Below are 12,990 nucleotides of genomic sequence, written 5' to 3'. Positions count from 1 at the left end.
TTTCCCTTTATGCTCGTGATACTATGAAAATCTACGTTAAAGTATACCGTGTCCAAGGAGAAATTCTTGTTGCAGCTTGCGATGAAGAGCTCTTAGGAAAAACCTTCACAGAGGGAGAGCTAAAATTAGAGGTAAAGGAGAGGTTCTACAAAGGAGAACTCAAGGATCCAGAAGAACTTGCTAGATTTCTGGAAGAAGCCACCATTGCCAACTTGACTGGAGAAAGATGTGTCAAAAAAGCAATTGAGCTTGGCTATATTGACGAAAAGAGAGTTCTCCATATTCAAGGTGTTCCTCACGCCCAGATGGCAAAGTTGTTATGAGGAAATGCAATAGGGAGAATACTCAGCGACAAGAGTATCATTTTCAATATCTGCAACATCCAGAACATAAACCACTTCTCTTCCCTTAAATTCTCCGATAATAGATGAATTAACAGGGATTGCGAACCGCAAAATTTTGTTAATTGTAGGATAGTAAAATGCCATTTCCCAGGTTCTCCTCTCTTTTCTAGCTGGATCACAGTAGTACAAAGCACTAACTCCAATTACGTATTCTGTCCCATTAATCTCAATTGGCGGAGGTGTCCGTACAATTACCAAAGGAGAATAATAAACTGTAGAATTCTGTGGAAGATTCCAAAGCTCTTCAATAGGAACATCCACAATTCTCCCAAATATACCACTAAGACAAACAAATTCTGATTCTGTGTTATTTTTAAACTGGACTTCAATAAATTCTCCCTCAGCGCATGAAATACCCTGGTTAGCCTCTAATGTTTCTATCGTATAACTCATTATCCGTTTATAGTTTAGAGGAGGCAGTCTCAAGAGAGAGACACTTTTTCTCGGAGGAATTTCATCAATATAATACTTGTACTCCTCCCATGAGGTAGAACTATTATGTGAAGGACTCAAAGACAGATAATAGTGATAGAAAAGAAGTGTAGAACCTAGAACAATTATAGCAAATACCACAAGTAATTTTCTGTTCATGGTACCCTTTCATGAGTTACGCCAAAAACTCTTTAAAAGTTTTTTATCTTTTAGTGAAGACTCCTTCCGAGAGGGAGGGGATGAAAACACTCTAAAAGCAAGCACCGAAAAGTTTTAATACTCTTGCTGATAGTAATAAGTGCTTCAACAATTTGAAAAGTAGCCGGCGATTCCTCCGTTGGGAGGATAGTCGGTAGTGGCCGCGTGAACCGGCCGGTGAGAGTGAGACTACCGGCAACGGAACGCCGAATGAACTCTCACAAAGCCCCGGCTCTCAGGGCGGGGTAGTTCACTATAGAGCAAAGGTTAAGTTTTTATTAAGCGGTAAGCAGAGTGTAGTGGTGAGAAAAATGAGTGAGAGATTCTGCTACAGATGTGGAATAAGCGAGAGTGAAGGAGGTCCTCTAATAGATGGACTTTGTCAGGTTTGCTTTAGGAAAGAGAACCCTGTTCTCCTTGTAGAGGATGAAATAAACACAGAACTCTGCCAAAACTGTGGGAGCTATAAGGTTAGGGGAACATGGGTTGATCCAAAAACCTATAAGCTGGAGGATCTCATCTTCGAAGTTTCAGATAATGCGCTTGTGGAAAATCTTTCAGTTGATGAAAGAATAAAAGAGATAAAAATAGTCCCAAAAGAGGAACTTGAAGAGATTGGAGATTTATTTACAGGAGAAGCGTATGTGAGCTTTGAACCAATCGATTGGCACATAGAGTATTTTCCAGCTATAATAACATATGAGGTAGAGATCAAGGCCAGAATTCACGAGCTCCAGCGAGAACTCCACCACGAGAAAAAGAAAGTAATAGTCTATGTGAGGCAAACTGTATGCCCAAGATGTCAAAAGTTCTTGGGAGGCTACTTTGAGGCGATTTTACAAGTTAGAGCAGAAGATAGGAAGCTTACAAAAGAAGAGCGAGACAAAATCTCAAAGCTCGTTGAAGAGAAAGTTGATGAGATTATGAAACGCGACAGAATGGGCTTTATCCAAGATACTGTGGAAAAAGAAGAGGGTATAGATTTCTATATGGGATCCACTTCAGCTGCAAGGAAGCTTGCCCAGTTTATACGGGATAAATACGGTGGAAATATAAGTGAGGCATATCAACTAATAGGACAAGATAGAGTGACAAGTAAAGAAGTTTATAGGACAAGTGTCAGTATAAGGCTTCCAAAATTCAGAAGGGGAGATATCGTCGGAGATAAAAAGGGAAATGTGTACAAAGTTGAAGAGGTCACTGGAAAGGGCCTCTCCCTGAAAAACCTCTATACTCATGAGAATGAACATAAAGATTGGAAAAGCGCAAAAAGAGATGAAATTGACACAATAGACCATGAGGAAATTGAAGCAATGGTGACAAGTCTAACACCAAGAGAAGTGCACCTTATGGATATGCAGAGCTATGAAACTTTTGAAATCGAAAAACCCAAAGTCAAAATAGAAGAAGGCAAAGTTTATAAGCTTATTAAGGTCAAAGGAAGGTATTATGTAGAAGAGAAAAAGAAAACAGACTAATCTCCCTATTTTTCTTACCGCTCAATAAGACGTAGTCCCCAGACTTATTAAGAGTTTTCCAGTGATACATTTCTTCACTAATCTTTTTAACCTCAGGTTTACAACCTTTCTTTGGTGATGAAAATGAAGCGCATAGTTATCATAGGTGCCGGCGCAGCAGGGATGAGTACCGCCTCACGAGTGAAGAGATTAAAACCCGATTGGGATGTAAAAGTTTTTGAAGCCACAGAATGGGTAAGCCATGCACCATGTGGCATTCCTTACGTGGTAGAGGGCATTTCACCCAAAGAAAAATTGATGCACTATCCACCAGAGTTTTTCATTAAGAAGAGAGGGATTGACCTCCATTTGAATGCAGAGGTTGTTGAAGTGGAACAAGGCAAGATCAGGGTTCGTGAAAAAGATAAAGAAAAAAGCTACGAATGGGACTACTTAGTCTTTGCAAATGGTGCCTCCCCTCAGAAGCTAAATATAGAAGGGATTAGTCTCAAAGGAGTTTTCACAGCAGATCTACCTCCCGATGCTGTAGCGATAAGGAACTACATGGAAAAAACTGATGTTAGAAATGTTGTCGTTATTGGGACTGGGTATATCGCTCTGGAGATGGCAGAAGCCTTTGTTGTTCAAGGAAAGAATGTAACTCTAATTGGAAGGAGTGAACGAGTACTGAGAAAGACCTTTGACAAAGAGGTTACTGACATCGTTGAGCAAAAGCTTAGGGAACACATTAACCTACGTCTTGGAGAGCAAACACTTAGAATCGAAGGAAAAGAGAGAGTAGAGAAAGTTATTACAGATGCTAGTGAGTATAAAGCAGACTTAGTTATCATTGCTACGGGTATAAAGCCTAACATCGAGCTAGCTCAACAGTTAGGAGTCAAAATAGGAGAGACCGGAGCAATATGGACTAATGAAAGGATGCAAACGAGTGTAGAAAATGTTTACGCAGCCGGAGATGTTGCTGAGACAAAGCATCTGATCACAGGAAAAAGGGTTTGGGTTCCATTAGCTCCACCGGGCAACAAGATGGGCTATATAGCTGGAAGCAACATAGCTGGTGTTGATATAACATTCCCCGGAGTTTTAGGCACGGCGATAACAAAGTTCATGGATTTAGAGATTGGAAAGACCGGGCTTACAGAGCAGGAGGCCTTAAAAGAGGGTTATGATGTAAAAACTGCCTTCATAGAAGCAAGAACAAAGCCCCATTACTATCCTGGAGGAAAGAAAATCTGGCTTAAGGCAATAGCAGACAAAGAGAGCGGAAAGCTTTTAGGACTTCAAGCAGTTGGTGCAGAGATCCTTCCAAGAGTAGATGCCTTTGCTGTTGCATTACAGGCAGGATTTACCACCAAGGACTTGTTCTTTGCTGATTTGGCCTACGCACCACCATTTGCTCCAGTATGGGATCCATTGGTGATTCTGGCGAGAGTTTTGAAGTTCTGATTTTTTACTTTTAAATTCGTATAAAAAAGGTTTATGTAGTTAGAGTCTCATTCTTAATTGGAGATATATATGGAAAAAATTTGCTCAAAAGAGGAAAAACTTTGTCTGTATATTGCGTATCTCTCTGTGGCTGTCCCTCTACTTTCAATAGCAATAGCAATAATGCTCTCTGGATGGTTTAGCATAACAAACAATGCACTAAGCGACCTTGGACATGCCATAATGAGCCCTGTAGCTCCATATTCAATTTTGGACTAGGCCTCGGAGGAGCCCTTATCATATACGTTTCAGCACTGTGCATTTATCAGTTTAGCAAACTTCTCTCCGCTGTTGGATTTCTAACCGGCTTTACGTTAATACTAGTAGCCGTCTTTGACGAGATCTATGGAAAGCTCCACATAGAAGTTTCTATAGCGTTTTTCCTTTCATTAGCAATATTCCTAATCGCTTACATTTTTCTTCCGAAAGCCTCGCCCTTCAGGGCGTGGATGCAGTAATTTTAAAACAAGCTTTTGAGCTGGAAAGCGTTACTTTTTTAAAGCCTAAAAATCATACTATAATTTGATATGAAAAGGACAGTAACACTAAAACTTCAACCCTCAAAAGCCCAAGAAAAAGTACTCCTCAAATTAGCCAGCATTAGTGCGAAAGTTTGGAATGAAGTAAATTACCTCAGGAGACAACTCTTTTTTAATCACGAGCTAGTGGATTTTAACAAGACTGAGAAAATCGTTTACGAAAAGTACAAGCGTGAAATCGGCTCTGCAACAGTCCAACAAATAGCAAGAAAAAATGCTGAAGCCTGGAGGGATTTCTTCTCGCAAATTAGGATGAAGAAGAGTAAGGAATTGCCAAAGTGGCTCAAGCCAAAACCGCCAGGCTATAAAAGGAAGGAAAAACCACTCATAATCCTCAGGAACACTCAATATAAAATTGAAGACAACAAACTGATTTTGAAAGGCCTTGGAAAATTTAAACGGTTGGAAGTTCAATTCAAGGGTAGGATTCACTTGAAGGGCAAGCAAGGGAGGTTAGAATTAATTTACAATCCTGTTAAGGGGAAGTGGTATGCTCACGTCACCATTTCAAAAGTTGAGGAAAGATTGGATGGAAATGGTTGGGTTAAACTCCCAAGAAAACCGTTAAGCAATTTAACAGCCGGAATTGACTTGGGAGTGAATAACTTAATGGCCGTTTACCTTGAAAATGGCGAATCATTCTTAGTTAATGGCAAACCACTAAAAAGTATTGCTTTCTACTGGCAGAAAAAAATAGCGGAGTACCAGTCAAAACTCAACAAGAGCGGGGGCAAAAGAAGCAGAAAATTAAAGAGAATGCATGAAAAAGCAAAACTCCAAGCGAGACACTACATTAACACTTTAATAAGGCAAACTGTCGAGAAACTTTACCAATTAGGCGTTAGTAGAATTGTGGTTGGTTATCCTAAAGGCATTGCAAGGAATTCTGAGAAGGGCAAAAAGCAGAATTTCATGCTTTCTCACGTTTGGCGTTTTAATTACGTCATTAAACGACTTAAGGAAGTTGCTGAAGAGTACGATATTAGTGTTGTGGTTGTTGATGAGGCTTTTACTTCTCAAACTTGCCCCTTCTGTGGGAAGCCCCATGAAGGGGCCCGTTTTGTTCGCGGTTTGTTTAAGTGTCCCGCGGAGGGGCTTGTTATGAACGCTGACTTGGTCGGAGCGTTTAACATTTTAAAGAAGGTTGCTGAAAAGATAACCCCGAGTCTGAGCGCTCTTTATGCTCAGAGGAGGGGTAACGGGGGCAAGACCGTCCCCGAGGGGCTGAAAAGCCCCATTAAGGTGGGCTTTAGTGAAGCCCCTCAAACCTTCCCGTCATTGGCGAGGAGTTAACTCGTCGGAATCCTCGCTACTCACGGCGGGAGGAGGTCAGGCAGCCTATTTCAAGAGCTATCTTCCCCTGCCAGCTTTAGGAATATCTATCATCGCATGGATTCTCCATCTCAGGTATGATATGCCCAAGGGAGCGGCCATTCCAGAGCTTGTGTCGATATTTGCAACATTTCCCTTCTATATTGATGCAATAAACCGTTTTCAAAAGGAATAGAAGGCCAGATTATTCTTTTTCCACAAGGACCCATCCTACGGGAGGATGTTCTGCTCCTCTCTTCCACTTTTCATACGCTCTGTCCCATCTCTCCAAGAGATTGGCACGCCTTTTCTCATTTTTTATCCGCTCCACGTATTTCCTGGGAATATAGGCGAGGTAGTGTGGAAGTTTAGGTTCAAAGACTCCGCTTTCGATTATTCTTCCTCCTGCCTCTTCAATGAGCTCCTTCAGGCTCTCCAAAGGAAGGTAGTGAAGGTCATCCTTCTCGCCAAAGAGTGCCTCGAAAATTTCTTCTCTCAAATTGTACATCTCCAAATGAGCTTCCTGTGCTTGGTTTTTAGCTATTGGTAAAGTTTCTGCTATGAAAATCCTCTCTGCCACACGGAGCATCTCGGCAAAGACTTTAATCATCGTTTCCTCGCTCTTCAGACTTCTCACGCCGTGAACAAGCACAGCTAGGTCAAAGCTCTTAAAAGGAAACGGAAGTTCTCTAGCATCCACTCTTAAAGGAATTATTCGATGCCTTAGCCCTGCTGAAGACGTGATTTCCTCAAAAAAGTGCCATCTTGAGATGTCCACCGCTACAACACGGCCGGTTTCTCCAACTAAATAAGCCAAAGGTACGGTAGTTAGGGCGTGAGCCCCACAGCCGATTTCGAGGACATTCATTCCGGGCTTTATCGGTGCAAATTGGAGGATGCGGAAGCGTTCGAGCATCTCTATGTGAAGCCAGTCGTCAGGTAAGGGAAGTTCGTTTCGGAGCGGGATTTTAGAAAGAACTTCTTCTTTAAATTTTTCTTCGCTATAAGTCATGGAAAGCACCAAACTAAACTAAAATGCTCCTCTTTAAGGCCTTTTCGGAGAAAAAGATTTATAAGATGGTGTTGAATTAATAGCAGGTCAAAAATCTTTAAGATCGAAGAGTTTGGAAGCTTTAATTGTTTTAATTGGCAGAGTAGAAAACTTCTCTACAATATAAATACGAAACTTATAAATACACTAGTGAACATATTTTTACTTTGGTGGTGGTCATTGCAGAGCAATGTAAACCTCGATGCTCTTCTTGAGAAGATGAGGGCGGAGCTGGAGCGGGTAAAGAACCCTGTGAACGCGGAGAAAATCCTGAAGTGCGCGGAAGCCATCAAACCGCTGATTAAGGAGAGAGAGACTAAGAGATTACTATCGTGAATATGGACACAGAGAGTATTGTCAAAAAGGTATTTTAGAGGGGATATGGGGAGCACTACAGGAAGCAGGTCAAGAGAAATACGGAGGGGCAGGAGGAGCAATAATCATACTCATCTTTGGCGGCATAATATTGGGCTCCATCTCTGCATTGGGATTTAGTTTTATAGGAGTTAATGACAAACTGTCCGGCCTAGTTTTTGTTTTAGTATTCCTAGGGTTTGTGATTCCATTTATATGGGGCAATTACAAGGTGAGATGTAAAGAGGCAAGGGAACATCAAGATTCAGTAAACAGATATTTAGAACTAAGGGATAATTTCAAGGAGTACGCTAGCGAGATCTTAAAACAACATGGATTAAGTTATGAGGATTGTGTAAGCGAGTACAAAAGATTGGAGAAATCTACGATAACAGAATACCTTTACCATCCTCTAATTCAGGGGCTAAACCACTTATCAGAGGGCAACTTCTCAGAAGCTTCAGAGAAATTCAAATTTGCAAAATTTGCACTAGAAGCAGTTTCTCACTCAAAAATTGAACATCGAACCTTTGATTCGCACTCCCCAGGATGGGATTGGTACATTCCGCCAAAGAATGTTATAAATCCTCTCTCCTTCGCCGCCCGGGCCTGCGACGCCCTCTACCTCGGTGATGTGGAGAAGATGCACGAACTCCTCAATGAAGCCCATGAAATGCTCGATGAGCGCGACAAATTCGTCATCGGCGACGTCAAGTTCTTCAAGTACCTCTTCGAGTTTCACTACTTCCTGCTCAAGGCTGTCGTTGAGGCCTACGAGGCCGAGATGGGGGCGGTTGCTAAGGCAACCGAGGAGCAGGCGGAGCGCCTCGCCAAGGCTAAGCCCGTTGAGGTCCCAGCTCAGGTCGAGAAGGGTCCCGTTTCAGCGGAAGAGCCCGAGAGGGAGCTCTACCGCGGTGAGATACGCTTTAAGATGGGTGCAATGAGCCAAGAAAGGGTTGGAACCCTCGTAATAACCAACAAACGCCTCAGGCTCCAAGGCAAGTACAGACTAAGGGGCATGGTAGCAACGGTTGCTGTCAAGGCCGCACTTAGAGCAGCTGGTGTTGGTGAAATTGATGAAGAGATCTCCCTCAAAGAAATAAGTTGGCTCGAGCTGAAAAAGGGAATACTCGGTGGCCATTACCTTGAATTCAAAGCAAAGGGTAAGAAATACACGATCTATACTGATGCTGCACAGCACATCTATGACATCCTTAGGCAATACCAGTGAAAGCTTCCTTTTTAATTTTAACTTTTGGATAGGATTTCCAAAGGCAGGATCCTCTTTTCTTCCTATCGGTGAATTTTAGTATCATGATATTAAATATCGCGTTATTAAACTAAGAGTTTTGTCAAAGTTGAGAACAGTTGGAAACAAAAACAAGAAGAAAAGCCGTGGAGAGGAGAATCACTCAACAGATACGACAGAGAGTGCGACTAAGGTGGGCCTTACAAAGCCTTATCACATCCTTCCAGTCAAGAACTTCGGCGTTTTTGGAGCTCTCGGCATCAAACCCTTCAAATTTCCTCTCAATCTTTCTGATGTCCATCTCTTTAACATTCTCCCTCCATAAACCAGCACCCATTTTGCATCCAGAACATCTCTAACCTCATGACGTTCAATAATTCTCATTATGCTAACCACGATTATGCTAATTCCAGTTAGTGTTATACAAGTGTTGCAATGAGGGGGCTACATATGTTGAAGTTAAAAAATAAAAACAAGGGCAATACTCACTCAATATAAACAGCCGGCTTCATGGGCATCGCTTGTTTCTTCTTTCCACCTTTGTCTTCCTCTGCGTTTATGATAATCTCGAGGCCAAGTTCCTTTTCAATGAAGTCTTTGGATTGTGTTAGGGCCTTTTCCTCATCAATGCGCTTAAAGTCAAAAACTCTGTCCTTAATTAACCTCTGGATCAGCTTTGAGACCTCTTTACCGCGCTTTCTCATGTCAGGATCTTTCATGACTTCGCTCATTGAGGCTTTGAAATCCCTCTTCTCTGCAACTATTTCTGCTACTTTCCACTTCCACTCCTCTGCGGTATAGATGTACGCCCTCTTTGCATTCTCTAGCTTTGCAACCTTTATGATTTCCTTTATGTCGTCGATTAGATTCTTAATGTAATCTTCCTCAAGTTCTATTGTTTCGTTCCACCATTCTTCCACTGGCTCGGGCCATTTGGCTAAGCTTATGAAGCCTTCTCCTCCGAGCTTCTTCCATAACTCCTCAGCAATGTGAGGTGTAAACGGAGCCATTAGCCTAACCCATACATCAGCCAGCTTTCTTAGTGTTGAGCGCTTTGCCTCATCGTCCCTTCCTTCGGTCCTCCTCATGTACCATCTTAGGTCATTCAAAACGTTGTAGAAGGCCCATTGGACAGCGGTTCTTGTTCTAAACTCCTCCAATGCCTTGGTTGCACCTTCAATGGCTTTATTTAACCTGTGAAGCAGCCATTTGTCAATGTCCATTAGCTCAGCTTCGCTCTCTTCATAACCTGCAAATTCACTTATTAGGTCGTAGAATCTCTCTATCTGCTTTCTCAGCTTTCCAACCTCTGCTCTCTTCCAGTCAAAGTCGCTATCGTGTTCCGCCAGACTCATGATGTAAAGTCTCACCACATCAGCTCCGTTCTCCTCTATTGCATCTATGAAGTTGAGCACGTTGCCCTTGCTCTTACTCATCTTGGTTCCTTCAAGGGTTCCAAAGCCGTTCACCGCTATGCCCTTTGGCCAGTGTTCCTTCCTAAAGATGGCCACGTGGTTGAATATGAAGAACGTCAGGTGGTTTGGAATCAGGTCTTTGGCGGAGCATCTCCAGTCGAGTGGATACCAGTACTCAAACTCCTCCTTCATTTCATGAATTACCTCTGTTGGGATGCCAGTTTTCTCTGCAAGGGCTTTCTCTTTTTCCTCGCTGAATTCTTCGAGGAAGATGTAATCAAAGAACTCCCTGTTTAGTTTCTCTGGATCGAGCTTGCCTTCTTCCCTTAGCTTGTTGATGTGTCTGCTTATGGTGTAGTATGCCATGTAAATCGTCGAATCGCTTAAGCTCTCTATGACCCACTCGGGATCCCATGGTAGAGGAGTACCCAAACCAACTTTTCTCGCACAGGCCTTCTTATCAAGCCACTCTAAAATGGCCTCAAATTGTGTTCTTCTTGATTCTGGGAAGATTTTCATATTTGCCAAGGCCTCTCTTGCCTTCTCTTTCCATTCTGGATTACCATAATCAATGAACCACTGATCATGGATTATTTTCACTACTGCTCGATTTCCAAATCTTGAGATAACGTTCTTATCAGAAAACTCGTACATTCTGTCAGCTATTCCTCTTTCGGCCATAGCCTTAGCTACTAAGTCTTTTACTTCACTAACCGGCTTTCCTTTATAAGGCTCAATTTTAAAGACTCCTCTGTGATATTCGGCCTTATAAACATTCTTTGTGGCTTGTTCAAGCTTTTCTACATCTTTTTGACCTTTAACACCAAGTTTCTGGGCCTCTTCAACTGCAGGGAATTCCCCATAGCCCTCTAACTCTATCAGGGAGATGTAGCTTATGTTTTCAACAATCCTTGGGTCTATCTCATATCTTACTAGCAGATCTGTGTTCTTCTTTATGTCCTCCAAGGCTGCATGATCAAAGGGGGCATGTGCCGGAACACTCATAACAACTCCAGTAGCATTATCTGGATCAACAAAGTCTGCCGGCAGGATAATTACCTCATCCTCAGTAATTGGATTTTTAACCCATTTTCCAATTAGCTTCTCACCCTTGAATTCCTCTAAGATCTCAATTTCTTTATCTTGGAAACTCAGCTTGTAAGCAGCTTCTTTGCTTACTACCCAAACTTCCTCCTTATCCTTGTTTCTAATTTTCACTTTCACATATATTGCCTCTGGATTTAACCACATGTTCGTTACTCCATAGACCGTTTCGGGCCTCAATGTTGCCGCCGGTAAGTAAACAACTTCACCATTCTCCTCGAGGATGAACTTTATCAGGACATAATCCAATATTTGAACGTCTTCACCCTCAATTAAGTCGTGGTCCCCTAGTGGTGTCCCAACAACCGGATCCCACCTAACATAGTGAGTTCCCTTAACCACCAAACCCTTCTCCTTTAATCTCAAGAATTGCCATTCAATGAATTTGCTAAAGGGCGGGAAAAGAGATGTAGTGTGGAACTCTCTGCTCCAGTCGACACTGAAACCTGCCCTAATAAACGTCTCTCTTGCGGCTTTCATAAAGTACTTAACTATATTTATTGGGTCTTCAAAGGTCCACAGAATCTCCTCCGGAACTTTATAAACATCCCTGTATACGTAGATTGTTTGGGGATCTCTGTGCTTTATCCTCTCGGCTATTCCGACTATTGGAGATCCAGTTATGTGCCATGCCATTGGAAATAAGACGTTGTATCCTTGCATCCTCTTGAACCTTGCGATTACATCTGGAATTGTGTAGGTTCTTGCGTGTCCAACATGCAGATGGCCAGATAAGTAGGGAAATGCAACTGTTATGTAGAACTTTGGCTTCTTTTCATCTATTTGTGGCTCAAATGCCTTATCTTCTAGCCATTTACTTTGCCATTTTTCCTCAATAGCTTTGAAATCCACCATACCCTAACCTCCTTGGGTTGTTAAAAATACCTCTTAAAAGAGTTTGCCCGCACCAAAAAGACTTGGATTTAAAGCTAGGGGGTAAGCTAATAGAGTCAGCATAAAAGGAATGCCAGGTTATGGAGAACTCGATCCCCCCTCATAAGCATCGGGCTTTATCTTGACATTAGGATATTTAAATCTTTTGGAGAAAGATTATACTGGAGGGCAAGCGATAAATATCCCCACCTCTTCATCCTTCTGAATTTCCCATAATCTTGCAAAGGTACTCTGCAAAAGTCACTGTATCAGCTAATAAACTCAGGGCGTTTTCATGTGACGGTCGAGAATTTATGTTGTGAGTAAAAGTATTTCTCGCAAGAACACTTGCTTTAACAATTTTTTCCACCATATTTCTGGGTAACCCTAACCTTTCGCCAAGCATTTTTGGTAATTTAGCTCTTTCTTCGTGTTTGTTTTTATTTAATCCAAAAGAAGAACAAAGCTGCTCTTCTATATAAATAAAGCACTTTCCTGCTATAAGTGCCGAAGCAAGGTCATGCCCCATTTCAAACTCTTTGATCGCTTCTTTTAGGTGTTCGACAAGAGCAGGATTGCACTCATACAAGGTTTCAATTTTTTCTCTAGTTCTTTCCAATCTATCCCGCTCTTGAGGGGTTATTTGTTCAGAAAGAAGATATCCTTCCAAGATCCCTAAAGCAAGCTCACAGTAGGTAACCACTTCTTGTAGGTAATTGCTTGGAGCTATTACTAAATGTGGTACAGTATAGCTTATGTATCTCAGAGGAGGCCCATCTTGAATCGAAGATTGGAAAAAACTAACAGCTCTGTTGTAACTGTCCAAGATCCCCTTGATTTTCTGTATCTTATTAATAATCTCTGGGAAATCAATGTCTTTCGGGAGAGAGTTTGTAGCATTTACAAACTCAAAGAAAATTTTAAAATCAGCTCTTCGTAAATTATCAGCGGTCAATTTATCTAACAATTCTGCATATTCTTTTTCCACTTCTAATGCTCGTTGCTTAATGGAAAGAAACATAGCCCTTAGACCCATAATAAGAGGCCTCTTAGCAGATGTTTCCATTCAACATCCCCTAATGTATCAAAGCGGTTTT

12 protein-coding genes are annotated in these 12,990 nt (G+C 41.9%); 7 read left to right on the top strand and 5 right to left on the bottom strand.

The window, feature by feature from the left end; all coding sequences use genetic code 11:
• Positions 1-23 precede the first annotated feature (23 nt).
• Positions 24-323, top strand: coding sequence for a DUF424 domain-containing protein (locus tag K1720_RS04475; RefSeq protein ID WP_251950250.1), 300 nt, complete (start codon positions 24-26; stop codon positions 321-323).
• On the opposite strand, the gene K1720_RS04470 is transcribed toward K1720_RS04475, so the two are convergent.
• Positions 318-995: a hypothetical protein gene (locus K1720_RS04470; RefSeq protein WP_251950248.1), complete on the bottom strand. Its 678-nt coding sequence runs from the start codon at positions 993-995 to the stop codon at positions 318-320. The two genes, K1720_RS04475 and K1720_RS04470, sit on opposite strands and share 6 nt — an antisense overlap.
• Before the next feature lie 350 nt (positions 996-1,345).
• Between K1720_RS04470 and K1720_RS04465 the strand changes: the two genes are divergently transcribed.
• From K1720_RS04465 to K1720_RS04450, 4 genes are all read left to right on the top strand, one after another.
• Positions 1,346-2,512 carry a 60S ribosomal export protein NMD3 gene (locus tag K1720_RS04465; protein ID WP_251950247.1) on the top strand — a complete coding sequence of 389 codons (1,167 nt, stop codon included), beginning with the start codon at positions 1,346-1,348 and terminating at the stop codon, positions 2,510-2,512.
• 117 nt (positions 2,513-2,629) lie between these two features.
• Entirely contained in the window at positions 2,630-3,958 is a 1,329-nt protein-coding gene (cdr, locus tag K1720_RS04460; protein WP_251950527.1) for a CoA-disulfide reductase, read from the top strand.
• A 69-nt stretch (positions 3,959-4,027) separates the two neighbouring features.
• Complete coding sequence (locus K1720_RS04455) at positions 4,028-4,216, top strand: DUF998 domain-containing protein (protein WP_251950245.1); 189 nt, start codon at positions 4,028-4,030, stop codon at positions 4,214-4,216.
• 308 nt (positions 4,217-4,524) lie between these two features.
• Entirely contained in the window at positions 4,525-5,829 is a 1,305-nt protein-coding gene (locus K1720_RS04450; protein WP_251950243.1) for an RNA-guided endonuclease InsQ/TnpB family protein, read from the top strand.
• 223 nt (positions 5,830-6,052) lie between these two features.
• Here the strand turns inward: K1720_RS04450 and K1720_RS04445 are convergent, their stop codons facing one another.
• Positions 6,053-6,859, bottom strand: coding sequence for a class I SAM-dependent methyltransferase (locus tag K1720_RS04445; RefSeq protein ID WP_251950241.1), 807 nt, complete (start codon positions 6,857-6,859; stop codon positions 6,053-6,055).
• A gap of 219 nt (positions 6,860-7,078) precedes the next feature.
• Here K1720_RS04445 and K1720_RS04440 point away from each other — a divergent pair, with 219 nt between their 5' ends.
• Positions 7,079-7,234, top strand: coding sequence for a hypothetical protein (locus tag K1720_RS04440; RefSeq protein ID WP_251950239.1), 156 nt, complete (start codon positions 7,079-7,081; stop codon positions 7,232-7,234).
• A gap of 130 nt (positions 7,235-7,364) precedes the next feature.
• The gene (locus K1720_RS04435; protein WP_251950237.1) at positions 7,365-8,483 is read left to right on the top strand and encodes a PH domain-containing protein; all 1,119 of its coding nucleotides are present in this window, start codon (positions 7,365-7,367) and stop codon (positions 8,481-8,483) included.
• A gap of 231 nt (positions 8,484-8,714) precedes the next feature.
• Here the strand turns inward: K1720_RS04435 and K1720_RS04430 are convergent, their stop codons facing one another.
• The 3 genes from K1720_RS04430 to K1720_RS04420 form a co-directional block, all read right to left on the bottom strand.
• Positions 8,715-8,885 (bottom strand): hypothetical protein, encoded by a 171-nt coding sequence (locus tag K1720_RS04430; RefSeq protein ID WP_251950236.1) that lies wholly within the window; start codon positions 8,883-8,885, stop codon positions 8,715-8,717.
• Positions 8,886-8,986: 101 nt separating this feature from the next.
• Entirely contained in the window at positions 8,987-11,875 is a 2,889-nt protein-coding gene (leuS, locus tag K1720_RS04425; RefSeq protein ID WP_251950234.1) for a leucine--tRNA ligase, read from the bottom strand.
• A 232-nt stretch (positions 11,876-12,107) separates the two neighbouring features.
• Positions 12,108-12,959 (bottom strand): hypothetical protein, encoded by an 852-nt coding sequence (locus K1720_RS04420; RefSeq protein ID WP_251950232.1) that lies wholly within the window; start codon positions 12,957-12,959, stop codon positions 12,108-12,110.
• Positions 12,960-12,990 lie beyond the last annotated feature (31 nt).

This window comes from Thermococcus argininiproducens (assembly GCF_023746595.1).
GTDB lineage: Archaea > Methanobacteriota_B > Thermococci > Thermococcales > Thermococcaceae > Thermococcus_A > Thermococcus_A argininiproducens.
Note: the sequence above shows the minus strand (reverse complement) of the source record. Positions and strands in the feature narration are given on the sequence as shown.